At 59.3% G+C, this 25,358-nt stretch carries 16 protein-coding genes; 7 read left to right on the forward strand and 9 right to left on the reverse strand.

The genetic code is table 11. The features are described 5' to 3' along the window. The first annotated feature begins 9 nt into the window (after positions 1-9). Genes EKD03_RS01165 through EKD03_RS01180 form a run of 4 tightly spaced genes read left to right on the forward strand, consistent with a single transcriptional unit; the run spans position 10 to position 4,377 of the window. Complete coding sequence (locus EKD03_RS01165) at positions 10-720, forward strand: ABC transporter ATP-binding protein (protein WP_129626462.1); 711 nt, start codon at positions 10-12, stop codon at positions 718-720. Then, entirely contained in the window at positions 717-2,057 is a 1,341-nt protein-coding gene (locus tag EKD03_RS01170) for an ABC transporter permease (protein ID WP_129626464.1), read from the forward strand. Before EKD03_RS01165 ends, EKD03_RS01170 begins: the two co-directional genes overlap by 4 nt. Before the next feature lie 56 nt (positions 2,058-2,113). Next, positions 2,114-3,265 carry a tyrosine-type recombinase/integrase gene (locus EKD03_RS01175; protein ID WP_129626466.1) on the forward strand — a complete coding sequence of 384 codons (1,152 nt, stop codon included), beginning with the start codon at positions 2,114-2,116 and terminating at the stop codon, positions 3,263-3,265. After that, a complete protein-coding gene (locus EKD03_RS01180) occupies positions 3,262-4,377 on the forward strand; it encodes a M24 family metallopeptidase (protein ID WP_129626468.1) in 1,116 nt (371 codons plus the stop codon). The genes EKD03_RS01175 and EKD03_RS01180 overlap by 4 nt, the downstream gene beginning before the upstream one ends. Positions 4,378-4,497: 120 nt before the next feature. Here the strand turns inward: EKD03_RS01180 and zwf are convergent, their stop codons facing one another. Genes zwf through EKD03_RS01200 form a run of 4 tightly spaced genes read right to left on the reverse strand, consistent with a single transcriptional unit; the run spans position 4,498 to position 17,140 of the window. Then, positions 4,498-6,006, reverse strand: a complete 1,509-nt coding sequence (gene zwf / locus EKD03_RS01185; RefSeq protein WP_129626470.1) for a glucose-6-phosphate dehydrogenase — start codon at positions 6,004-6,006, stop codon at positions 4,498-4,500. A 9-nt stretch (positions 6,007-6,015) separates the two neighbouring features. Beyond that, positions 6,016-11,424, reverse strand: a complete 5,409-nt coding sequence (locus EKD03_RS01190) for an FG-GAP repeat domain-containing protein (RefSeq protein WP_161569147.1) — start codon at positions 11,422-11,424, stop codon at positions 6,016-6,018. A gap of 17 nt (positions 11,425-11,441) precedes the next feature. After that, entirely contained in the window at positions 11,442-15,029 is a 3,588-nt protein-coding gene (locus EKD03_RS01195; protein ID WP_129626474.1) for a WD40 repeat domain-containing protein, read from the reverse strand. A gap of 8 nt (positions 15,030-15,037) precedes the next feature. Further along, positions 15,038-17,140, reverse strand: coding sequence for a CHAT domain-containing protein (locus EKD03_RS01200; protein WP_129626476.1), 2,103 nt, complete (start codon positions 17,138-17,140; stop codon positions 15,038-15,040). 440 nt (positions 17,141-17,580) lie between these two features. Here EKD03_RS01200 and EKD03_RS01205 point away from each other — a divergent pair, with 440 nt between their 5' ends. Continuing rightward, positions 17,581-18,537 carry a cation diffusion facilitator family transporter gene (locus tag EKD03_RS01205; RefSeq protein WP_129626478.1) on the forward strand — a complete coding sequence of 319 codons (957 nt, stop codon included), beginning with the start codon at positions 17,581-17,583 and terminating at the stop codon, positions 18,535-18,537. On the opposite strand, the gene modA (EKD03_RS01210) is transcribed toward EKD03_RS01205, so the two are convergent. Beyond that, positions 18,519-19,814 carry a molybdate ABC transporter substrate-binding protein gene (gene modA, locus EKD03_RS01210; protein WP_129626480.1) on the reverse strand — a complete coding sequence of 432 codons (1,296 nt, stop codon included), beginning with the start codon at positions 19,812-19,814 and terminating at the stop codon, positions 18,519-18,521. The two genes, EKD03_RS01205 and modA (EKD03_RS01210), sit on opposite strands and share 19 nt — an antisense overlap. A 108-nt stretch (positions 19,815-19,922) precedes the next feature. Here modA (EKD03_RS01210) and EKD03_RS01215 point away from each other — a divergent pair, with 108 nt between their 5' ends. Next, positions 19,923-20,435 carry a PadR family transcriptional regulator gene (locus EKD03_RS01215; RefSeq protein WP_129626482.1) on the forward strand — a complete coding sequence of 171 codons (513 nt, stop codon included), beginning with the start codon at positions 19,923-19,925 and terminating at the stop codon, positions 20,433-20,435. Here EKD03_RS01215 and modA (EKD03_RS01220) read toward each other — a convergent pair. From modA (EKD03_RS01220) to EKD03_RS01235, 4 genes are all read right to left on the reverse strand, one after another. Further along, entirely contained in the window at positions 20,427-21,269 is an 843-nt protein-coding gene (gene modA, locus EKD03_RS01220) for a molybdate ABC transporter substrate-binding protein (RefSeq protein ID WP_129626484.1), read from the reverse strand. The two genes, EKD03_RS01215 and modA (EKD03_RS01220), sit on opposite strands and share 9 nt — an antisense overlap. Before the next feature lie 174 nt (positions 21,270-21,443). Beyond that, positions 21,444-22,271: an ABC transporter permease gene (locus tag EKD03_RS01225; RefSeq protein WP_129626486.1), complete on the reverse strand. Its 828-nt coding sequence runs from the start codon at positions 22,269-22,271 to the stop codon at positions 21,444-21,446. A gap of 163 nt (positions 22,272-22,434) precedes the next feature. After that, positions 22,435-23,457 carry an inositol monophosphatase gene (locus EKD03_RS01230; protein ID WP_129626488.1) on the reverse strand — a complete coding sequence of 341 codons (1,023 nt, stop codon included), beginning with the start codon at positions 23,455-23,457 and terminating at the stop codon, positions 22,435-22,437. Between the two features lie 8 nt (positions 23,458-23,465). After that, positions 23,466-23,999, reverse strand: coding sequence for an OsmC family protein (locus EKD03_RS01235; RefSeq protein ID WP_238613286.1), 534 nt, complete (start codon positions 23,997-23,999; stop codon positions 23,466-23,468). A gap of 137 nt (positions 24,000-24,136) precedes the next feature. On the opposite strand from EKD03_RS01235, the gene EKD03_RS01240 reads away from it, so the two are divergent. Further along, positions 24,137-25,225, forward strand: a complete 1,089-nt coding sequence (locus tag EKD03_RS01240) for a peptidylprolyl isomerase (protein WP_161569148.1) — start codon at positions 24,137-24,139, stop codon at positions 25,223-25,225. The last annotated feature ends 133 nt before the right edge of the window (positions 25,226-25,358 follow it).

Genomic DNA, 25,358 nt, shown 5'->3' on the forward strand with positions numbered 1-25,358 from the left:
GGAACCCCCATGACTGCCCCGATTATCACGCTTCAAGATCTACGCAAGACCTACCAGATGGGCGATGTTATCGTACACGCACTAGCCGGGGTCACTATCACCATTGAACAGGGCGAATTTGTCGCGATTATGGGGCCAAGTGGCAGCGGCAAGAGTACCCTCATGAATGTGATTGGCTGCCTCGACCGGCCTACCGCTGGGCGTTACGACCTCGATGGCGTCGCGGTAGCCGACCTTGCGGGTGATGCGCTGGCACTCGTGCGAGCACAAAAGCTCGGCTTCGTCTTCCAGCAATACAACCTACTCGCCCGCCAAACCGCCCTGCGCAACGTCGAAATGCCGCTCATCTACCGGGGGGTAGCAACCGAGGAGCGGCGGCAGCGCGCCGAAACCGCGTTACGCATTGTCGGGATGGGGGAACGCATGCAGCATCGCCCCAAAGAACTGAGTGGCGGCCAACAACAGCGGGTGGCAATTGCCCGCGCACTCGTCGGTAGCCCGGCAGTGCTCCTCGCCGACGAGCCAACCGGTGCATTAGATACACGCACCGGTGCCGAGATCATGCAGATCCTCCAACAACTCAACCAGCGCCAGGGATTAACCATCGTCCTCGTCACACACGAGCCAGAGATAGCAGCACACACCCAGCGGATCATCACCTTACGTGACGGGCAATTACGCGAGGATCGGCGTAACGAGGCAAGGAGCGTCGCCGCATGAACACCCATAGTGACCATATCCCCATCGCCCTACCAATGTCCGCAACCTCTGGCGAGAAGTTGAGCCTGCTACCACCACTGAGTCATGCACACCAAGCGACCGATCCATGGGAAGTCGTGCGGATCGCTCGCGATAGCCTACTGGCGAATAAACTGCGCTCGATCCTGACCATGCTAGGGGTGATCATCGGGGTTGCCTCCGTGATCGCACTGCTCGCCATTGGTCATGGAGCAAGCGCAGCCATCACCGGCGAGATCGAAGCGATGGGCACCAACGTCGTTACTATCATCCCCGGATCACCGAACAACTCCGGCCCAGGCAGCCGGATCGGCGCGGCCCAGACGCTCACCATTGGTGACGCCGAGGCGATTGCCGCACTGAACCTGCCACTCACCGCAGTCGCACCGAGCCTCAATACAACCACCCAGATCATTGCCCCCGCTGCCGATACATCAGCCACCGTCGTGGGCGTCACAACCGACTACGCAGAAGCCAACACCCTGAGCATAACCAGTGGCACCTTCTTCGATGCGCGCCAGATCGAAAGCCATGCCACAGTTGTCGTCCTCGGTTCGACACTCGCCGAGGAACTATTTGGCAACGGCAGCGCAGTTGGTGAAACCGTGCGCATCAAAGGCCAAAACCTGCGCGTCATCGGAGTGCTCGCCGAAGAAGGCGGCAGTCCCCTCGGATCGGTTGATGATCAAGCCCTCGTACCCATCGGCCTCGCCCAACAGCGCCTCTTCGGTGCGCAAACCCCCGACGGAAATGGCTATCGAGTCACCTCCATCGCCATCGTTGCCAAAGACATCGCCGACCTCACGGCCATCGAGACCCGCATCGCCATCATCCTACGGGATCGGCATCAACTTGCCACCGATGGTGCAGAGGACGACTTCAGCTTCATCAACCAATCCGAGGTTCTGGGCACCCTCTCGACCGTAACAACCCTATTGACCATGTTTTTAGCCTCGGTTGCCGGGATCTCGCTCCTCGTCGGCGGGATCGGGATTATGAACATCATGCTCGTAAGTGTCACCGAACGCACCCGCGAGATCGGATTACGTAAAGCTGTCGGTGCGCGTGAACGGGACATTATGCTCCAATTCGTCGCCGAAGCCTTAATGCTCAGCCTCGTAGGCGGCCTGATCGGGCTCCTGATCGGGTCACTCATTGCGCTTGGCGTAACGCTCACTGGGCTACTTACCGCAACTATTCAACCCACCGCCGTCGCAATCGCCCTCACCTTCTCGCTCGCCGTAGGACTCTTCTTCGGAATCTACCCCGCCCGCCGAGCGGCTCAACTCGACCCCATCGAGGCACTGCGCCATGAGTAGGCTCTGACCTACTCGCTCACCACCACGTCATCGAAGAGAATGGTACAATAGTTTCTATGCTAGACCAAACGCTCAGCCCTGATGATACTCTCGACACTGCGGCCCAGTATTGGGTTACGCGGCTCAAGAGTGCTGGCCTCGATCCCGATGAAGACGAGGCCGATCTTGATGCCGACGAGTTGCGCATGCGTGACGAGCAGCGCCACTTAGCCCGCCGCACCATCGAGACCTATATGGTAGCGCTCAATCTCTTTTTGCGTTGGGCGGAGCGCCAAGGGCGCAGCCGCATCGGGGATCTGCGGCTTGATGATCTGACCAGTTATGCGCGTAGTCTGCGCCGCCGCAACTATGATCTCTCCCAGCGTGCGCAACAGGCGCAAGCAGCCGGGGAACCCATCGAACGGCTCTCGGCACGCACTATTCATGGCTATGTGCGCCCACTGGTCGGCTTTCTGGCCCTGGCCGACTCAGCCGGTGCGCTCAACTTTCGCGTCGCCGCAATCCAGGACGAGATCAAGCGCGTGCTGCCGCGTCTCCCAGAGCCAGTGGCACCCACCCCGCCCGATCTGCGCCGCCTCGTCACCTACTATGATCGCCCGCGTAGCGACGATGACGACCGCACCGAGCGCTTGCTGCTCATTCGGCTGCGCAATGCGGCGCTCTTGCATCTGCTCTTCTCCTCAGGCGCTCGCATCTCCGAATGTTTGGGTTTGGATGTGGGTGATGTGTGCCGGGATCGCAAGATCTTGCAGCAGGCCAGTATCTATGGCAAGGGGCGTAAAGAGGGGCGACTCTTCATCCGCCGGGCGGCTGAACGTGCGCTACTGCGCTACTTGGAGGCGCGCAAATGGCCCCCAGCCAACACCGCACTCTTCGAGTCGCTGGATCGCCGTACCGCTGGCAGCCGCCTGAGCCGCACCACCGGCTGGCGTGTCGTCCACGCCGCCGCCGAGGTGCTCGCCACGCAGTTGCGGCTAGAGGGCAAGGTGGATGAGGCCGATCTTCTGCTCACCACCTCCCCGCACACCTTCCGCCATTTTGTGGGCTACCACCTGCTCAACGAGGGCGTTGCCTTGGCCGAAGTCTCCCAGATCTTGCGCCACCATAGTGTCGAAGTCACCCGCAGTTACTATGCGGCCTACCGCGATGTGCAGTTGCAAGAAGTTCATGATCAGTTTAGTGCAGACCCTTTGGAGGAAGCGCAATGAATCCTTCCCGCCTTGATCGTCTGACCATCGCGATTCAGCGCTCTGGCCTCGCTGGCTTGGCGTTGATGCCCGATGCCAACCTGACCTACCTGAGTGGCCTGACCTTCCACCACGGGAAGCGGCTGACCTTAGCGATCATTCCTGCCCAGGGGCCAGCCTGCATGATCATCCCGGCGCTGGAGGCGAGCCGGGTGGCTGCGAGCAGCCGGGTTCCATTGCGCCTCTTTCCCTGGGCCGATACCGAGGGGCCGATGCAGGCGACAACCCTGGCGCTGAATGCAGCCTTCGGTGCGCAGCCGCGCAATCTGGTGCTGGGGGTGGAGTATACCGCGCTGCGGATGATGGAACTACGGGCGCTGGAGGCGGCATGGCCGGAAGTGCAGGTGGTTGATGCGACCAACCTCATGGCCGAATTGCGGATGGTGAAGGACGCAGATGAAGTGGCGATCATGGAGCGCGCCGCCCAGATCGTTGAGGCCGGGTTGGCCCAGGCGATCCGCCAGATCCAGGTGGGGATGAGCGAGCGCCAACTCTCACGCATCGTGAGCGCCGAAATTCTCGCTGCTGGCGCTGAGGGTGAGAGCTTTGAGAATATTATCGCCTCAGGGCCAAACGGAGCCAACCCGCACCATAGTAACAGTGAGCGCACCTTGCAGCCGGGGGATCTGATCATCATTGATTGTGGGGCGCGCTACCAGGGCTACATCTCCGACACCACCCGCACGGTGGCCTTGGGCGAACCCGACACTGAAGCACGCCAGATCTACGAGTTGGTGCGCGAGGCCAATGCGGCGGGCCGCGCTGCGGCGCGCCCAGGGGCCACGCCAAGCCAGATTGATGCCGCGACCCGTCAGGTGATCGCCGCCGCTGGCTATGGCGATGCCTTCATCCACCGCACTGGCCACGGGATTGGGATCGAGGTTCACGAGTGGCCCAATATTCTCGCTGGTAATGATATGCCCCTGGCACCCGGTACGACCTTCACGATTGAACCGGGGATCTACCTGCCGGGGAAACTGGGCGTGCGGATTGAGGATGATATGCTGATTACCCCCGATGGGGCGCGCAGCCTGACCCAAATGCCCCGCGAGTTGCAAATTGTAGCTGCATAATCATTGTTAGCCCGTGCATATACGGTTCAGAGCAGTGGGGCATATGAGGAAATCTTCGATGCCCTTCGCAACGGCACCACGACGCTGCTGGTCGGTGAGTTGAGCGGCGGTAAGCACTACCTACATCCGCCGCCAGCGGCGCTTCTCACGCGCAAGCAACTCCATCGCCGCGTCCGGCCCCCAACTCCCGCGTGGGTAGGTGGCGGGTACAGGGGCGTGCGGGCTGTCCCAATGCTCAAGAACGGGCGTGATCAAGGCCCATGCGGCCTCGACCTCATCGCGGCGGATGAAGAGCGTGGCGTCACCCAAGAGCACATCGAGCAGCAAACGCTCGTAGGCTTCGGGAGTAGAATCGGTAAACCCCGCCGCATAGCGGAAGTCGAGCGCCACCGGGCGTAACGCCATCTCCGGGCCGGGTGGCTTCAGCCCGATCTGAAGTGTGATCGCCTCGTCGGGTTGGATACGCAGCACCAGCAAATTGGGTTCCATCTCATCGGCAGGGCCAACGTGATCCTCATGCTCGGCGTGGCTGAAGAGCGAGAGCGGCGGTTGGCGAAACTGAATGACCACCTCGGTGAGGCGTTGCTGCAACGCCTTGCCGGTGCGCAGGTAGAAGGGCACCCCCGCCCAGCGCCAGTTATCAATCTGGAGCCGCAGCGCCACAAAGGTCTCGGTGGTAGATGTCGGAGCCACGCCGGATTCATCGTGGTAGCCCGCATACTGGCCACGTACCGCGAGATGATCAATAGACTCGTGGGCCAGGGTGCGGATGGCTTGGAGCACCTTCACCTTCTCGTTGCGTACCGCCTCAGCATTGAAGGTCGCGGGTGGTTCCATGGCGATCAGTGCCAAGACCTGCAAGATATGGTTCTGGAGCATATCGCGGATGGCTCCGGCGCTATCATAATAACCACCGCGTCCCTCAACTCCAATCTCCTCGGCAACCGTGATCTGCACATGGTCAATATAGTTATGGTTCCAGAGCGGCTCGAAGATACTATTGCCCAAGCGGAAGGCGAGGATGTTCTGCACCGTCTCCTTGCCGAGGTAGTGATCAATACGGTAGACCTGGCGCTCGTGGAAGATACTGAGCACATGGGCATTGAGCGCCTCAGCACTGGCCAGGTCATGGCCGAAGGGCTTCTCGATCACAATCCGCGTCCAGCCGTGGCTGCCCGGTTGGGCCAGCGCCGCCCCCTGGAGCCCCGCCGCCCCCAGGTGGCTGATGATACCGGGGTAGGCTTCGGGGGGCGTGGCGAGGTAGAAGAGGCGGTGGCCATGCCCCGCCACCACCCCGGCTTCCACTTCGAGGTGCTCGATGCGCTCGCGCAGGCTGACAAAGCCCTGCGGGTCATCAAAGTTGGCGGCGTGGTAGAAGAGTTGCGTGGCGAATCGCTCCCAATTCTCCGCATCAAGGGGCTGCACACGCCCATGCGCCACCACCCCCGCCCGCTGCTCGGCGCGGAACTGGGCATCGCTCTTGGCACGGCGTGCATAGCCGATGACGCGCAGATTGCCCGGTAACAACCCCTCGCGGCAGAGTTGGAAGAGCGCCGGGATCAACTTGCGCTGGGTCAGATCGCCTGATGCGCCGAAGATCACGAGGCTGATTGGTGTGGGGTGGTGCATAGAAATACCTTATCGACTCACCAACGGCAAATAGACCCCATACTGCATGATTTCAATCGGGCGGCTATTCTCCCAGATCGCTGTACCAACTTCCTGACCCGCCACAAAGAAGGTGAGCGTTTGGCCAGGTATGCCACACCCGGCTGGGGTGGTCAGGCTGGCTGCGGGCACCTTGATCTTCATCTGGGTAGCATGTTGAATCTGGCTGCTCGCACACACCGTCGTACCACTCCGAGCCTCAACCACTTGGCCCACACTCACCGGATGAACCAGCGTGGCATAGAAGGTAGCCGGAGGCTGCGGTACCGTCGCGAGGCTGGCGTTAAGCTGCGGTGGTGCCCCATTGGGCGGCACGATAAACCAGTAGCCATTGCCATACTCTAGGCTATCGAGATCATTCACCCAATTCGGCACCGCGTAGTCATAGATCTTCCAAGGGTTGGCGCTATCGGTGGGAGTATGACTATGGATGGTGGTGTAGTGAACTCCGGCTTGGGCATTCAGGCGCGCCGTAGCGGCACTGATGCTCTCGATTTTTGACCAAGGGTACGAGATGAGATTCCAGCCTTCGCGCACATCCAGTTGGGTCATCAGGGCATAAATACCTGGGCCAACCGCCATCGCGGCGATCTCATTGCGATCTGTATCGTTATGGGTGGTAGTGAGTTGACGCCAACCTGTTCCGGCACTCCAATAGTAGAGCGCAAGTCCACCTTCCGTACCGGCGGGCATTTCTTGTTCCAGATAGGCAATCGTGACTGCCATCTGATTATCTGCCATCTGGGTGGCATTCAGGTTTGAGATGACCCGATAGGGTTGGCCGACCACGACCATCCATGGTGGCGGGGTGGGAATCTGGGCTGCACTCTGGATCGAGTAGTAGGTGTAATCCTTCAATGGATTGCTATAGATCATCAACTGACCGTCGCTGGATATGGCTACCGGTGCCGGACGACAATTGGGTGGGGTACATGGTGGGGTATTGGGTGGCCCAGCAACCCCCGCAGCGGGCACACTCCCCACCCGCACATAGTCGGCTACAACCATCAGATCTGGGGCTTGATCTGGGCTAGGTGGTTCTTGCACCAGCACCTTAGCATATTGTACATTCTCAAGCTCAAGCGTTGCCGCATAGGCCGTCTTATCGGGGCTGAGAATGAGCGTAGCCTCCACCGGATCACCCACCAAGGGGAAGATCCGCGCCTGCAATGTCAGGTTCGGGCGCGCATTGGTCACCCCGGCTGCCGGGATCGTAATGGTGAGGGAATCATTCCCCACCGGGGTCATGATCACATCGGGTTGCCAGTTGGGGCGGCTATTCAGGATCAGCGTACTGGTGCTGTCACTCATGATCGTACAGCCAACCAGATCGAGGAGCGGATCATAGACACACAGCGTATCGCCCGCCGCCGCGCCGTAAGCAATCACCTGATCACGGGTCGGTGCGCCCAGATCAATGGCCTTACTGCCATCCTGTTTGAAGAGGAAGGCGCGTGTACGCGAACCGGGTGTGTAGGTGTAGCGGCTGCCACTCTCATACTGTAACGCAATGATCGGCGTGGTCAGGGCCATCTGCGGGCGATCACCCTGGATCGCAACACTCGTGAGCGCAAGACGCAACCCCGAAGGGCCGGGCACCGCATTAAAACTAGCCGGGACATTCAGCGGGGTATAGAAGCGCTTGATCGTCTCCCAGTCAGCCCGTTGCAGTTCGAGTTGCGAGAAAGTACGGCTACAGTTGGCATCCCACGCGGCGGTACGCGGGTGGAACTCGCTATAATCATCGCGGTAGGGGTCGCTCATCGCACCGGGGCAGGTGCTGATACTAATCACTTTACCCTCGGTATTGCGGCCAATATAGTTATCATCCAGGAAGAAGGCATAGTGGCCGATCTCGTGGGCCAGTGCGCGCGCCCAATCTTCGCCCACCGTTCCAGTCTGGCCGCCATAACGGCTCCAGATACTGCCCATCGAGACACTGCCGGGGGTGTAGGTGCGGCTGGTGATCGGGGCATCAACAATAGATGTTCGGGCGATCCCACCTAGATCGGCATAGGGCCGCAGGCGGTTGGTGGCATAGACATGCACGCCCGCTTCAGGTGGGTTACTCCCATCGGCGATGACGCGCAAGGTGCCGAGCGCCGCTTGACCATCAGTCCAGTCGTAGAGCAGCTCACTGGCACGTTCGAGATCATTCTGCAAGCGCAGGAGGAAGGCCGGATCGTTGCGGGCATCCCACTCCAGATAGATCGGCAGATCAAACAGGTAGAGCGGGCGATCCGTGCTGGCTTCAAGGGTCTGGACACTATTGAGTTGGCGTGTCACTTGAATAGTTGGGCGCCCCGTATCGGCAGCAATCGGGCTAGTATAGAAGAGGCGCACATCGCGCAGATCACTGGGTTGGGAAGGGGCTGGTGCCAATGCCGCGAGGTAGTCACCTTCGGCAACCACCCCACGCCCCATCAGGTAGCCCTGTGTGTTAGTGGTGAGCGTGGTGCCAGTGCTATCACTCAGCGCCGTACCGCCGCGATTCTGGCTTGCAGTGAGCCGATAGACCAGCGCGTTGGTGGCAGGAGCACCATCAAGCATTACCCGAATCTGCGTGCCACGCACGCGGAAGAGCATGCTGCTACTCACCCCCATAGCGCGTGGAACACTCCCGGCGGTCTGACTAGGGTAGCGGTAAATGCCGGAGGCACCAGTACCGGGGCCAGGCGTTACAGCGGCTTGGAGGCGGATCATGACCGTATCTGAACTGCCAAAGAAACCGCTGGCGAAGGTGTCCCAACTCAGGTCGAAGCTATTGCCGCTAGCTGGTGCCGCAATGCCTTGCAACGCTGCCGCACTGATCACCGCAGGTTGCCACGTTCCCCCGCCATCAAGTGAGTAGAAAGCGCGCAACGCCCCCACATGGTTGGATTGGGGATCAGCGAGGCTCACCGGCAGACTGATCGTGGTGGTCTCGATATAGCGAGCCGTAGCCAGCAGATTGGCAGACGGGGTATCGGGGGCACGAATATGCACCTGCGGAGGGGTATCATGTGGGGTTGCAATACCAGCTAGGCCATTGAGGTAGATCTGACCAGAGGCATTAAAGACGGCGACTGCCAGATCGAGATCACCATCAAGATCAGCATCACCGAGAGCAATACCTCGGCTTGCTTGTACCGTTGGTTGCCAATTGGTATCAAGGCTAAGATTTCCGCTACTATTGCGGTAGAGTTGGTTCGCTTGCCCATTATTAGCCACCACAAGATCGAGATCACCATCATAATCCACATCAGCCCAAGCAAGTCCAGTCGTGGCATCTAGTTCGGGCATCCAACTAGGATCGAGAAGCAGTTTTCCGCTCATATTGCGGTAGAGTTGGTTCGGTTGGTTCAGTGCCCCAATGGCCAGATCGAGGTCGCCATCCGCATCCACATCGCCCCAGGCAAGCGCACGAGCTTGGCTGCTGCTAGAGGTTTGCCATGCAGTCGAATCAAGACTCAATTGACCATTGGTATTGCGATAGAACTGACCAGCTTCGCTTGAATTGGCAAGCGCCAGATCGAGGTCACCATCGCCATCCATATCGCCCCAGGCAACTGCGTAGGTATCTGCTGTTGCGCTAGGTTCCAGATCAGTGGTAGCGCTGAAGCCGCTCCCGCTACAGACCCCCGTCGTATTCGGATTGCAGTTATTGCGATAGAGTACGCTGCCCTGATCAACCCCAACCGCCAGATCGAGATCGCTATCGCCATCCACATCGCCCCAGGCAAGGCTGCGCACAGTGCCACTACTGATGGTAATGGTGCTTGGGGTATTGAAACCGCTACCATTGTGTTGCAGGAGTATCACACGGCTTGCGCCACCAATCGCCAGATCGAGCCGACCATCATGGTTCAGATCGCCCCAGGCGAGCGCATTGGCATTCAGGCTACTTGTGTCTTGCCAGAATGGTGCAGGGGCAAAGCTGGGAGCTTGGCTACACACATCGGCAGCGGTCGGGTTACAGGTATTGAGCAAGACCTGGCTATTGGTCTGGGACGCAAGCGCCAGATCGAGGTCACCATCGCCATCCACATCGCCCCAGGCCAGCGCACGGCTGGCCAAAGAGGGCAGATTCCAACCAGTTGCAAGATTGAAGCCGCTACTCAGGGTATTGCGATAGATCAGGAGTGGTTGATTTTCGTTGACGAGTACCAGATCGAGGCTGCCATCATTATCGAGATCGCCCCAGGCGATGCCTTTAGTCTTGAGCGAGGCTGAGGGTTGCCACGTTGGTTCAGGCTCCAGAGTTCCGCTATTGTTACGGTAGAGTTGGCTCCTCTGGTTTAAATTGCCCACAGCCAGATCAAGATCGCCATCGCCATCCAGATCACCCCAGGCTATGCTCGTGGTAGCATTGCTCCCCATACTCTGATCGGGCAGATTGGCTAAACCGATAGTACCACTACATATTCCATTGACGGGGTTACAGGTATTCAAGAAGATCGCATTACCATCACCGTTGTTACCCACGGCAAGATCAAGATCAGCATCGCCATCCACATCGCCCCAGGCGAAGGCTGAGGCATTGGAAGCATTGCTGGTTGGTTCCCATCCATTCAGGGTCAGGCCAAAAGGTGTGCTACACACCCCAGCGTTGGGGTTACAGGTATTGAGGTAGAGTTGGGCGGGGGCATTTACATAGCCCAACACCAGATCGAGGTCGCCATCGCCATCCACATCGGCCAAGGCGAGGCTCTGCGTGCTGGGGAAGGGGTTGGTTTGCCACGTAGCTGGGCTTCCCATATTCCCCGTGCCATCATTACGATAGATCTGGCTGGCCTCTCCTTGATTGCCGAGCACGAGATCGAGGTCACCATCGCCATCCACATCACCCCAGGCCATGCTGGTGGTGTTAGGGGTATCGCTGGTCTGCCAGATGGTTGAGTTGCTGAGGCTGATGCCGATGGACATTCCGCATGGATCACCGGGTTCGCCGCTCTTCACACTACAATTGCGGTAGATCTGACTAGCCTGCCCTTGGTTGGCAAGGCTCAGGTCAAGATCACCATCGCCATCCACATCAACCAGGGCAACCCCCACACTCAGTGCGGGAGCCGGAGCCTCCCAGATCAGGCTGTTACTCATCGTACTACTCGTACTGCATGGGTCATCCGGCCTGCCCGTGCGGATGCTACAGTTGCGATAGACCCGGCTGGGTTGATTATAGTTAGCTACGGCGAGATCAAGATCGCCATCGCCATCCACATCGCCCCAGGCTACTGCCCGTCCGGGTTGCGAGGTCGCTCCCATCCACACCAAAGAAAATGTATCACTCGCAGCCTGGGCGGTTGGCGTCACCAGTGCAGGAATCAGGGTAAGAACAATGCTCATTAGAGCAAAGAGGCCGATCATCCGCATCCAGCGCGACTGGTTTGTGAGTAGCATTAGAGATTTCATGGGAATCACTCCCGACCTGATGGATTCCGAAGGTTTGGTTCAGGATTCCAGGTACATGGATCAATGGCATAGGTAGCACACTCATCACTGGTCAGATCACGGATGGTACGCTGGCTGGCACGTTCAATCAGTTGGTTGGCATTGAGCAGTGCGAGACGCACAAAACCACTTGCATCAGCTATGATCGCTTGGCTCCCATCGGGGCTGAAGCGCACATCATTGGGGCTGCGGCTGCCCATACTATTGAGCACGAGTTGCCCCGTCTGGCTCTCCCACACGCGCACACTTCCATCTACATTTGGGAATACAACTTGGCTACCATCGGCATTAAAGCGTACCCGTTCTGCGCCGCTCGGGTTCTGCTCCAATACCAACTTGGTTCCATCTTCTATATTGTACACAGTTGGGGGCTGATTCTGCCACACAACCGCAAGCCGTAGCCCATGAGGACTCCATGCAACCGCCCTGGTGTTGTTGAAGGTATCGAGTTTGGGAATGAGTAGTCCCGCAGTCACATTCCAGATCAGGAGATCATTCTGGCTGGCGGCAGCCAAGAATTGCCCATCGGCACTCCAACTGAGGCTAGGGATATAGCTGGTCTCGGTGGGAAATGCACGTTCAAGGCTCAGATCATCAACGGACCAGATGCGTACATTATCCTCGGCACCACTCGTGGCCAACATGCGGCCATCCGGGCTCCATGCAAGATCGTAGCACCCACCGGGGTGCGCCATGATCGTCCGTGGCGCATTCAGGTTCGCCAGCGACCAGAGATAGGCTGTGCCACTCGCACCAGCGGCGGCCAAGGTCTGGCCATCGGGGCTAAAGCTGGGGTTGATCAGGTAGTATTCATCGGTGGTGAGGGTGTCGAGCAGGGCTTGGCTGGTAGCATCCCACAGTCTGACCTGATTGCCGTTGCCCGTACTGACGATCATACGCCCATCGGGGCTATACGCCACCCCGTAGACCGCTTGCCCATGCACAAGGTGCAGATCCCAACTACGGATGCTACGATCATACCCCGCGCTGATCAACGTTGCGCTATCGGGCGCGAAGGCGATCCGAAAGACGGCTCCGCTATGATCGCGCAGGCTGATCAATTCCTGGCCTGCGGCAACATCCCAAAGCCGAATGGTTGTATCGTTGCTGGCAGAGGCCAGGAAGGCTCCGTTGGGCGCAAAGGCGAGCTGAAAGATCGAATCGCCATGCCCAAAGAGGGTGCGCTCTTCACGTTGGCTGGCTATATTCCAGACGTGAATGAGCTTATCTTGGCCACTAGTAACCAACTGGTTGCTTTGGAGCGGATGAAAGGCCAGCGTGTAGAGCGGGTAGCTCGCATCCTCCGCATTGCGGCGCTGATCCAACGCCACCACCAGATCCCCGCTCCTGACATCCCAAATCCGCGCCACCCCATCGTTGCCCGCTGTGGCTAACCAGCGCCCATCGGGGCTAAAATCGAGCGCATTGACCAGATCGGGATGCACGAGCGGCGGCGTAGCCGGGCTGAAATCGTCGGTCTTGAGGAGGTAGAGCGTCGTACCATCATAGCTATTGGCACTCAGCAGTTGCCCATCGGGGCTAAACTGGATCTGGGCGGGCAGGGTCGGGCTATAGATCATGGTCGTGCGCAGTAACGCCATCTCCGGGAAGTTCCACAGCCGGATGGCCCCATCGGCCCCACTGGTGGCCACAAGACGCCCATCGGGGCTGAAGGCAATGCCGTAGGTACCGCCCTCATGCGCCGGGTAGCGTTGCGCTTCCTCCAAACTTCCATCGTTTGGCCAACGCAAGACCTCACCATCAAAGGTCGTCCCCACAATATTCTGCCCATCGGGGCTAAGCGCCATGGCAGAGAGATTGGGGGTTTCCAGCACCCAACGCAACCGCGATTCCTGCACGGCTTGTTGGAGGATCTGGCGGATCTCAGGTAGGTCAGGATCACCCGCAGCGGTGGTATTGACGGCGCGCAGGGCGAGCAAGAGGGCACGCTGAGGGTTACTCTGGATCTGCGTATGGGCACCAGCAGCGAGTTCGCGGGCGCGGCTCATCCGCGAGGAGCTTTCGGCGGTCATACGCGCCATTTCGGCGTGCTGGTAGTTGGTATTGGCCTGGGTATAAAAGTTGAAGGCGACGATAAAGGCCACCAGCGCCAACCCGGCGGCAACTGAGGCTCCAATCGCAAGGTTGCGCATCCGGCGCGCAGTGCGGGCGCGCTCCTCAAGGCGACGCTGTTCTTCGCGACAATTCTCAAGGAAGAGCCGCTCTTGGCTGGTCAGTTCGTCCTGATAGGCGGCGGCCCACGTCTCAGCGTCAGCCAGTTCGGCCTCGCGGAAGAGTAGGCTGTCGGGTTGACCCTGAGCCGTCCAGATCTCGGCTTGGCGCTGCAACGGGCTGAGGTGCTCAGCAAACCAACGCGCATTATTGGCGCGAACCGGGGCAATCAGGCGATCATGGGCGAGTTCGAGCCACGACACCCCCCGGCGGCGCTCTTCGCGCACCACATAGGCGTTGGTGAGCGTATCAACCGTGGTCTCATTCAGCCCAAAGCTGGCCTCATTCCCGGCCAAGACCTGGCTGCGGAAGCCCTGGCGGGTGATCAACTGGGTGTCTACCCACGAACGCACCGCCCGTTCACGCACCTGGCCCGCCGCTGCCGCTCGCGCCACCCCGCTGGCATAATACTCCTCCAGCGCGTTATCAATGCTCCCCATCGCCGCCACATCACCCGCACTGATCATCTGGCCCGCCGTCGCCGGAGTGGGGAAACGGCGCTCCCAGAGGCGGTAGCAGACCACCTGCAACTGCACGGGTTCAACGTTCAGTCCGACTCGTTCGACGGCCTGCCCGCTACTATCCTGCACCACCACCTTGGCCAGATCGCGCGCTAAAGCCTCGGCCACCCCAGGTTCAAACGCCACCCCCTGGGTCGCTGCCGGGCCACAGATTGCCTCCACGGCTGCCTCAACCCCCAAGAGGCTGAGGCGAAAACTATTCGCAAAGCGGGTCGGCACGAGATGCGCATACTGTTCGAGCAGCGCCGCCACATACTCCTCGCGGATGGCGAAGAGCGCCCAGCGCCATGGATCGGCCAGTGCATCACCGAGCTGGGTGAAGAATTGCAGCCGCTCCTCCTCACCACTCGGATCGAGGGTTAAGACCTCCTCAAACTGATCGAAGATGAGCACCTGGCCATTGGTCGCATCAGGAGGCGTGCGTTGGTTCAGGTAGGCATCGAGGGTCAGGTTAGCCAACTCAGAAGTAGACAGTTGCTCACTGGTTGGGCGACCCTCCTCCAAACTCTGCATAACACTGAGCAGGTAGCGATTCGCCCCGGCAATCGGTGCGGGTGCCCCCACGCGGATCGTCGGGCGCACCAAAAAGCGGCGCTGTTCGAGACGCGGAACGAGCGCGGCTTGGATCAGCGAGGTCTTACCCGCTCCGGAGGGCGAATTGAGCAACACAATGCGGTCACCAACCAGAAGGCTGAGCAGATCGCGTGATTCACGCGCACGGCCATAGATAGTCTCGTTGCGGCGAAAGGGCCGCGCACCGATATAGGGCGGCGGTACAACGTGATCGGCAGAGGTGTGCATAATCAATCTCAGAAGAAGGGATTTTCATCTACGGTGGCAACTGGGGCTGGCTCGGCTGCGGACCATTTGCGATGGAGTTCTTGCATAAAATCATCAATACTGCCCCAGAAGAGACTGATCTCGGCCCCACGCAGATAGCTCTCCATATAGCGACGGGCGCGTTCGGGGTCGAGGAAGAGACCCTCTTCAGGCAGAATCTGACCCGCAATATTGGCGTAGCGCGAGCGACGTTGGCGACCTTCGGGGCTGATCACACTACGGAAGAGGACGCGAAAACTCCAATCTTCGAGCCGGAAGCCGAGGAAGAGCAGGCCACTATCGGCGAGGGCATCGCTCACCACCGGAGGAATCCACTTCTTATTGCGAGTCACCCCGATCAGATAATCGAAGTAATCATCCTCAGTGAGGACGAGCGAGTCAGGCACCTTGGTGACCCCAAAGAGGTAGAAGATGAGTGGTTGTTCAGGGCTAGGGGTATAGTTGGGGTTATCGAGCACTGAGGGGAAACGCATCAGGCGCTCATTCCAGCGACAGATCTCGACCTTCGGATCTTTGCCAGCGGCGCGCAGCGCTTCAACCAAGAGATTATCGGTACCGGCGCTAATATAGATGCGGAAGGGCAGTTCAGCCAGCACCTTATACGGATCAGCCGGATTCTGGCTGCGGCGCAACTTGCCAACCGCAGCGAAGGTATCCTCCAGGCTCGCATCGGGCTTAAGGTCGGGCAACTGATCGCCAAAGCGCTTGAGCAACTCATTGCGCATATAGGTATTGAGTTCACGGCGTGGCAACTGCGCATCCTGATTGACGGTGAGGAACTCAGCCACCTGGGGGATTTGGTCGCGTTGATCAGGAGCCATGGGGAAGCGGTACTTTTCAGCGAGTGCCTCAGCCGCATGGCGCGGCGGCCCCACCAGCGACTCGTTCATCTGTGGGCCAAGGATGGGGGTACACAGCCCATCGCGGATATTGCCGATCAGCGCGGGCCACTTCTCTAGGTTACTATCACCACTAAAACTAGGCACATACCAGATCTGGCCATTACGCAGGCGCATATAGAGCACCGGCATCCAATGATCAGCGGCATCGCGCACAGTGCCACGCGCCACCGCCATGGCACGATCAATCATGCCATCCTTGCGCAACTCGCGAAAGAAGACCGGCATAAAGCGCTCGATGGTCTGCATCGCGATCTTGCCCTGCATCGCAATCACCGCCGGGATGCCAGCACGGGCCAAGCGCGGGCCAAGCGCGTTCAGTGGCCCACCTTCACTGAAATTTGGTATCGCGGCACTCTCGCACGAAGCCAGGACAATCAGCCGTGGACGTTCGCGCAATTCACTGATCCGAGACACCAGATCGATCCCATCAATCGGGGCCGTCTGAGCATCCGCACCTTCCAAAAAGAGCATCGGCTTGCCCTTGGGAGTCAGCACCCCATGGGCCACAATGTAGAGGATGTCATAGTTATCGCGCAGGGCGGTGATCATGGCGTCCAAACTTGCGCGGGTCGTACCATCACTCGCCAGCGCCGTCACACTGATCGTCTCGCCCATACCGGCACGAGCACGGGCCACCTCACCCGCCACATCAACCGGGTGGAGGCGGAACTTACTCTCCAGATCGGTTGGGTTAGCCACCACAACCAAGGCGCGCAACTCGCTCTGGGGCCGCAAGCGCACCGGCCCCCAGTCGTTACTACTCAGGAAGCGTGAGAAGAGCACGCGCTCGCCAGTGAGCAGCAATGAGCCATCCTTGGGGTCACGCAATGTCTCCCAGCGAATAGTCTGAAGTTCCGGGGCACTCGGATCAAGAAAGAGGCGGATGCGCAACACCCCATCTTGGGCGGCAGTAGCGGCGCGAGCCTCGGCGAAGGCGGTTAGCACGTCGGGTTGGGCGAAGAGCATACCACTCAACGCCCGGCCATACGCCTCATGATCCATCTGTAACGCGATAAGTGCAGGAAGATCGAAACTCGCAAGTACAGGGCGATCCGTACTGAGGCGAATGTCGGCGGCGTCATCGGGGCGCGTAAAACGCAGTTCAACCGTAAAGCTCTCTGCATCACGCCGATAGAGGCCAATTTCTAGATCGGCGAAGCCAGAAGCCATAGCGGTCAACTTTCAGTTAGTGCAGCGGGGTATAACGAATACGTCTAGTACGACTAAGAATAACGAGCATGGAGGGTTTCGTCAAGCGATCTGGGGTCTGGATCAGGACATGGGTAACGTCACCTCCAGTGGGGGGTTGAGGGCGGCTGCGCCGCCAAAACACAACAAAAATGATGGTTTGGGGCGCAGCCCGTAGGTATAGCCGTATCCGTTCACGATGGAGGTAAACGGATTGCCACTCCTACCCAAAACGACAGGTTGACGCAAAGGCGCGAAGACGCAAAGGTTTTGTTGCAGGCTTTGCGCCTTTGCGCCTTTGCGTCAAAATCTTGATGTTCGGGGCAGCGTGAACAGTTACGGTATAGCCCGCGACTTCAGTCGCTGGACGATTCGCTCTTTGTGGTAGTATCTATACCGGAGGCAACGAAAGGATACTATTGATGGGGCACCACCACAGTCACAGCCACGGTCATCACCACCACCACGCACCAACCCACTTTGATCGCGCCTTTGCGATTGGGGTGGGCCTCAACCTCGTCTTTGTGGTGATCGAATTTGGCTTCGGTATTGCGGCGGGATCGTTGGCGCTGCTGAGTGATGCATGGCACAACCTGAGTGATGTGCTCGGTCTCTTGCTGGCCTGGGGCGCACTGGCACTCTCGCGCCGCTTACCCACGATCCACCACACCTACGGCTTGCGCCGATCTACGATTCTGGCCGCCTTAGCCAACGCGGCCCTGCTCCTGATCGCCATCGGTGGGATTGCCTGGGAGGCCATCCAGCGCCTCTTCAACCCCGATGATGTGCCCGGCCTGACCCTGGTGATCGTAGCCGGGATCGGTATCCTGATCAATGGACTCACCGCGTGGCTCTTTGCACGCGGTAGCCACGAAGACCTCAACATTCGCGGTGCCTTCCTGCATATGGTCGCCGATGCGCTCATCTCACTCGGTGTGGTCGTAGCGGGCTTGCTGCTGATGTTTACGGGTTGGACATGGCTCGACCCGCTGGTGAGTCTGGTCATCGTCCTGGTGATTGGTTGGGGCACCTGGGGTCTGGCCCGCGATTCGGTCGATCTGGCGCTGGATGGGGTGCCAGCCTCGGTTGATCCCGTGGCAGTACGCAACTACCTGAATAAGCTACCAGGGGTGCGCGAGGTGCATGATCTACATATCTGGGCGCTCAGCACCACCGAACCTGCGCTGACGGTTCACCTCGTGGTGGAGCAACACATCGAGGGCGATGCGTTGCTGGCACAGGTACGCACCCACCTGCACGACACATTTGGCATTGAACATGTGACAATCCAGTTGGAGATGGGCAATCCCAACTACCCATGTCAACATTGCCCCGACGAGGTGCGCCCTAGCCCAATTGTTCACAAAATAGGTGTCTGAATCAATGCGCCTGCCTGCTTGCCATCCGAAGCAAAGACAATCCCGGCATCGGCATCGCCACGGGTAATACACGTCACCACCTCGGTGACACTGGCCCCATAATAGACCACGTTGCGCAAGACGGCGGCTTCTCCAGCGCTTCCCAACATGCCCCGTTCGGCAAGTTGGTGCAGCAGATCGCGGGTATACTGGCCCACAGCGGTCTGCTCCGAACCCAGGGCGAGCCGCAGGCCCGGTCGGGTCAGATCTTCAGGCTGACGCAACTGAACCGGAGCGCGTGGCGAACTGAGCAACACCAACTGGTTCGAGGCGAAGGGGTAGACACTCTCTGGCCAGACGCGCCCAGAATGCACAACCAGATCCATGGCTTGACGATGGGCGGGCGCAAAGATATCCGCCGTAGCCCCACAGTTGAGTTGGGCACTAAGGATGTAGGAGCCACCAAACGTGAAGCGCAGCGCCACCCCGGCATAATGCGCGGAGAAGTCGGCGGCGATGGTGTGAAAGGCGTTGGCCAACGAAGCGGCGGCGAAGATGTGTAGGGTGCGCGGCGAAGTTGCGGTTGCCTCAGGAGGAAGAAGTGCGGGTGCCTCGCTCGGCAACGCCGGAACCGTGGCAAACCCGGCATTGATCAGGCGCGCTTGCCCCAAGGGCGAACGCACAAAATCCACAAAAGCAGCCACGAGATCGGGCTGTTGGCTATCGGCAACCACCGCAATACTACAGGTCACCGGTGCCGGTTCACGCAGCGGAGCAAAGGGATGATCGAGCCAGCGCAACAGACTCTCCATCTGGCGCACCTGCAATTGCAGGAAGAGACCAGCATCGGGTTGCGTGGCGCGTTGGATGAGTTGGCGGCGCAGATGATCGCGCCACGCACGCACGACGACACGCTGGTTGGTCAGCAGACGCTGCACCACCTCTGGCCCGGCGCGTTGGGCAAAGTAGAGCCGCGCAAGTAGATCCATACGCAGATGATCGGGATCAGTCACCGGGCCACGCAACCACTCGGCAAAGGCCACCCGCCCAGCCTCGGTGAGGATCAGCAACTTACGCGGCGGTGTTTCATGCAGTTCCTCCTCACTCACCACATAGCCCGCCTGGATCAATTTGGTGACGAGGGCATAGAAGTGGCTGAGCTTCACATGCCAGATCTTGCCCAACGCATCGGGCGCACTCAGTTGTTGATGCAGCGCATAGGCATGCAGTGGGCGTTCATGCAGAAAGCCTAAAATGGCATGTTCGATAGTGAGTGGAGATTGCCGCCGTGGACTCATGGTTGCGTTCCTCCGGTGGGGATTTGGGGGCGGCTTCGTCGCCCAACACCAACAAAAAAAGAGGTTTGGGGCGCAGCCCCAAGGAGTTTACCGAAAGGATTATAGCTAATGCCAATGCAGAAACAACCACTCACCTTTGAACTGGGCATACTCGGTTTTATGCGCCAAGAGCCGTTGCATGGCTACGAAATCTACCAGCGCATGCAAGCCAGCGAAGGGATGGGGTTAGCTTGGGGCTTGAAGCAGAACCAACTCTATGCCGAACTCATCCGCCTTGAGGAGGAAGGCTACCTGAGCAGCAGCATCGAAGAACAGGGAACCCGCCCGCCACGGAAGATCTTCCAACTCACCGCGTATGGTGTGCAACACTATACCGAATGGGTCAATAGCCCCGTAATGCACGGGCGCAACTTTCAGCGCGAGTTCCCGATTAAGCTCTACTTCGCCCAGCAGGCGGGGCGCGAGGTGGCTCAACGGCTTATCGCTACACAACAGGCAACCTGTGGCGATTGGCTGGCGGCGCTGCCAGCCAGTGCGGAGCCAGATCTCATCCATGAGTTCCGGCAGAGCCAGATCGAAACCATGCTGGCCTGGTTGGAGACATGTGCAGATTCAATATGAGAGAAACCCATACGTAACCAAAATCGCCTGCCCTTCCGCCGAACGGACAAAATCCACAAACGCCTGCGCTACTTCGGGAGCAGCGCTCTTGGCGAGTGGGGCAATCGGATAGGTCGCAATCGAATTGATCGTCTCAGGGATGCTGATCTGTACCAACTCATCCGCCGCCAACGCCGCATCAGTCGTATAGAGAATCCCGGCGTCGGCCTCCCCTAGCCGCACCTTGGTCAGCACGCTGCGCACATCATCCTCGTAAGAGACCACATTGGCCAATACGGCCTCAGCATAGGTTGCGCCATATTCAGGTAGTTCGCTCGCCTTGCTCAGAACATCGAGCGTATACTGACCAATCGGAGTGGCCTTATCGGCCAAGACCAATTTGAGGCCCGGCTTGGTCAGATCAGCCAAGGTCTGTACTGCCGCCGGATTCTCCTTGGGCAGAATCAGCACTAACTGGTTCTGGGCAAAGTTCTGCTCCTGGCCACTGGCGACCATGCCACTCGCGATGACCACATCCATCTGCTTGAGATTGGCCGACGCAAAGACATCCGCTGGGGCACCTTCGTTGATCTGGTTCGCCAATTGTTGCGACCCAGCAAAGTTATAGACGACCGTTACCCCAGGATTGGCGGCTTCAAATGCGGTGGCGATCTCCTGAAAGGCTGTGGTGAGCGAGGCCGCCGCAAAGACGTTGAGGGTGGTTGTGGTCGCCACGATGGGGGCGGTGCTGGCTTCAGCACTAGGGCTTGGGGCGGCGGGCGTTGCCTGGCCACAGGCACTCAGCAGGAGCGCGAACAGGGCCATGAGCACGAACAGGGTGCGCCGTTGGGACATACGAACCTCCCTTGCTAGAGCTACGGTAATTGTTCACACTTCTCCTCACATCCCGGTTTTGACGCAAAGACGCCAAGGCGCAGAGCTTTTACTAGAAGTTCTAATTACAACCTTTGCGTCTTTGCGTCAACCAAATGCTTCGGTTTACCCCAAGTGTGAACAGGTACCTACGGACTACACGCGCTGACGCAAGATCGCCTTGACCAGCCAGAGCACCCCAAAGGAGACCACCAGCATGATCATGGCTAGGGTCAGCGCAAGATTGAGATCGAGTTCAAAGCCGAGGTAGATGGCGAGCGGCATGGTTTGGGTGCGACCGGGGAAGTTGCCCGCAAAGATGATCGTGGCCCCAAATTCACCCAACGCCCGCGCCCAGCTCATCACCAATCCACCCAAGAGAACGGGCCACGCCAGCGGTACGGTCATATAGCGAAAGACCTGCCACGGACTCGCGCCATCAATCTCGGCTGCATATTCAAGCTCGCGCTCGACGCCCGCAAAGGCCGAGATCGCCGTCTTGATATAGAAGGGGGCCGACACAAAGACCTGCGCCAAGACCACCGCCACGGTGGTGAAGGCGAGGCTAATCCCGATATCGTTGAGCCAGGAACCGAGCATGCCGCGCCGCCCAAAGGCCATGAGCAGGGCGATACCCGCCACCGAGGGCGGCAATACCATCGGTAAATCAATCAGCGTGTCAATGAGACTGCGCCCGCGAAACTGATACCGCGCTAACAGATAGGCCAGGGGGGTTCCGAAGAGCAAACTCAGCGCGGTACTCCACGCCGATGTGAATAGACTCAGGCTGATCGCTTGGCTCACCTCGCGGGCCACGAGGTGCTCAAGCATAACACGCAGATCCACCCGGAAGATGATCGCCAGGATGGGGAAGAGCAGGTAGGCCAGAATCGGCAGGCTGGCAAGCATCAGGCCGAGCGGCGCGAGATTGCTGAACCGCCATGTTGGGCGGGCGGTGAGGCGGAAGGCGGTGCTGCGTGCCATACATTCACCTTTTGATTACTCATTTAATGAATATACGATACAAGAGAAAAGAGGATGTGTCAAGGGGGGATGAGCGCACAGATTTTGACACAAAGACGGAGAGCCACAAAGCAATACAAATTCAGAAAGCTTTGCGCCTTGGCGTCTTTGCGTCAAAATACCGTCAACCCCTTATCCCGCGCTCGATCAACACCTGCTGCAACGCTGGCTCGATCTGGGCCTGGATACTGGGGTTGGCGTAGCCGATCCAGCCCACATCACTCTCGGTATCCAGCGGGGCATCCAGAGTCGCCCCGCGCTCATCGGTCAGGATGACCCCGGCCTTATAGGCGAGCATGATCGTCGCTAGATCGTAGGGATGGCAGCAGATCCCCAAGGCTTCGCCGCGCTGGGCGAGGTGCTGATCGAGCAGCGGGCGCAGGTCGGCCACAAAGCGATCATGACCGGCGATCAGTTCGTAGAGTTGACCGGCGCTAGAGATGTATTGATCCTCAAAGCAGTGGGCCTTACCCGGCTGCGGGGGGCCGAGCGTGGCGCGGATGAGTGCCTCGTCAATCGCGGCCAGTTCCTCGCGTGCTCCGGGGAAGAAGCGGCTGATCATGGCGAAGCCGTGGGCAATGCTGCTCGCCCGCGAGGGGCGGAGCCGAATCGGACTCTGGGTGTCAGTAAGGCGGTTGAAGCGTACCGCATGCAGCGGGCCATCGGCAAAGGCCCAGAGTTGGTCGCTGAGATGTTGCTTCACCAGCGGGATCTCGGTCTGTACCGCCAAGGCAATGTCGGAGAGGCGCGTCGCGGGGCCACGATTGGGCGCGATGCCGGTGAGAATCCAGGCGCTGCGCTTCTGGTACATGAGGCCACGGGTGCCATCAATCGGATCAACTAGCACCCGAATCTGGGCTGCCGCCGCGTCGCTGCCGTGGGGCAACACCACGTAGCCGCCGGGGAGACCCTCGGCGACCAGCACCAGCGGCCACGTGGGAGCCACCCGTTGGGCGAAGAACTCGACCAACAACTCCTCGCTGACCCGATCAATCGCGTAGATGGTATCACCCGCCTGGTCATCCTCGACCACATCGGCCAGATCGTCCACCGCGCTGCGTTCGCACGAATCGATCACGGCGGCACGAATCTGGGCGTGGAGATCGAGGATCAGTGACAAGAGGCGCTCAGGATTGTGGATAGGCATGCAACCCCCTAGCCAACTCGTTCGACCCGCCCCGCCACCTGAAGCGGGGTGGTCAGCGCCAGCAACACCGGGCAGAGGCGGGCAATCTCGCTCTGGATAAAGGCCATCTCAGCATCATCCACCGCCCCAACGAAGCGCAGCGTATAGCCGATATTGCTCGGTGGCACCAGCGCCTCCGGGGTCACATCGAGAGTGCCTCGATAATCGAGTTGGCCCGTCACTTCCACCTCAAACTGCTCAAAGACCACCCCTCGGTCAGCGGCGATCACCATTGCGGAATGAGCCAGACAACTCGCCAACGCCCCCAGGAGCAATTCGGGCGCACTCGGCCCCAGGCCATACCCGCCCAACACCGCCCCGGCATCGGTGACCACCATATGATCCCGGATGCGGATCGGGCGCACCCCGGAGCCTGCCGCGACCGTCACCGAGGCGCGCAGGGGCGTCGGGCCAGCATCGGAGGCGCGCAGTTGCTCGCGGTAGGCATCCACTAATTCGCGCTTGCGCTCCAAATATTCGGGAAGATTCCAGGTGGCTGGCATAGAGGTTCTCCTTCTTCAAGATGCGTGCATGGTGCTGATTGTAGTCCAAGCGTAAGCGATGAGCAATATTGGCCATGCCCGCGCAGAATATGGTACGATACCCGCACGGATCCATCCATACCCACGAGGAGAGAACGGTGACCGACCCGCACTCCAGCGATGCGCACGAGACGCACTCGACTGAGCCAGATGACCAGAGACTATCCGACACTGAAGACTATCGGGATGAGCCGCTACGTAGTGGGAGTGCAGGTAACCGCCGCCTCCTGGTTCTGATCGGTTCACTCCTGCTCTTACTCGCTATTGGTGGTGGGGTTGTTGCCACGGTGATGCCACCGGCGGCAGCCACGCCAGCGGTGAATAACCCCGCTGTTAGCTTGCCGACCTCCAACCTGCCCACCGCCCTACCCTTGCCGCAAGCCATCGGTGACGTAACCAGTACCGAACCCGTAGCTCAAATTGGTGATACCGCCATTACTCGTGGCGACTTTGTACGCACCTACCAGCCCGGTGATGATCCCAGCGCAGTGCTGAAGCAACTGATTCAAGTAGAACTGTTGCTCCGCCAAGCCGAGATCGAAGGCGTGACGGTGGATGCCAGCGAGCTTGATGCTGAAATCGCGGCGATTAAGGGCAGTGTCGCGAGCGAGGAAGAGTTTGCTGCCATGCTCGCCGCCAACCAGATCGAGTCCGAAGAGGCGATGCGCGTCGTGATTGAGCGCAACATGCTGATTGATAAGATGGTACTCAGCCACACCACGATGGAGCAGGTGCATGCGCGCCACATCCTGCTCAGTACCACCGAAGAGACCGTTGAGGCCCGTAAGGCTGAAGCAGAAGCCTTGCTGACCCAACTCCAAGGCGGTGCCGACTTCGCCCAAATCGCTGCCGAAAAGTCGGAAGACCCCGGCTCGAAAGAGAATGGTGGCGATCTTGGTTGGGCTGGGCGCGGCATGTTCGTCGAGCCATTCGATGCTGCGGTCTTTAGTATGCAAAAAGACGAGATCCGCCTCGTCCAGACCGACTTCGGCTGGCATATCATCCAGGTGATTGATCCGCCCGAAGTGCGCCCGCTCGATAGCTCTGATCTGCTGGGCACAATGGCCGGCCAGCAGGCATTTACCGAGACCTTTATGTCCTGGCTCAATCAGATCTATACCGATGCCGAGCAGAAGAACGAGATCACCATCTTGATGACCAATGAACAATTGGTAAGTCAGCCGTAACCTCTCTTCACAATCGCCCCCCATGCATCAGGTAGGGGCGAAGCATCGCCCGCCAACCTCGTTCGGGTTCGCCGAACTACATGGAGGGCGATGCTTCGCCCCTACGGGCCGATGGGGAAACCCGACAATGTGT

Source organism: Candidatus Oscillochloris fontis, from assembly GCF_004138135.1.
GTDB classification, from domain to species: Bacteria; Chloroflexota; Chloroflexia; order Chloroflexales; family Chloroflexaceae; genus Oscillochloris; species Oscillochloris fontis.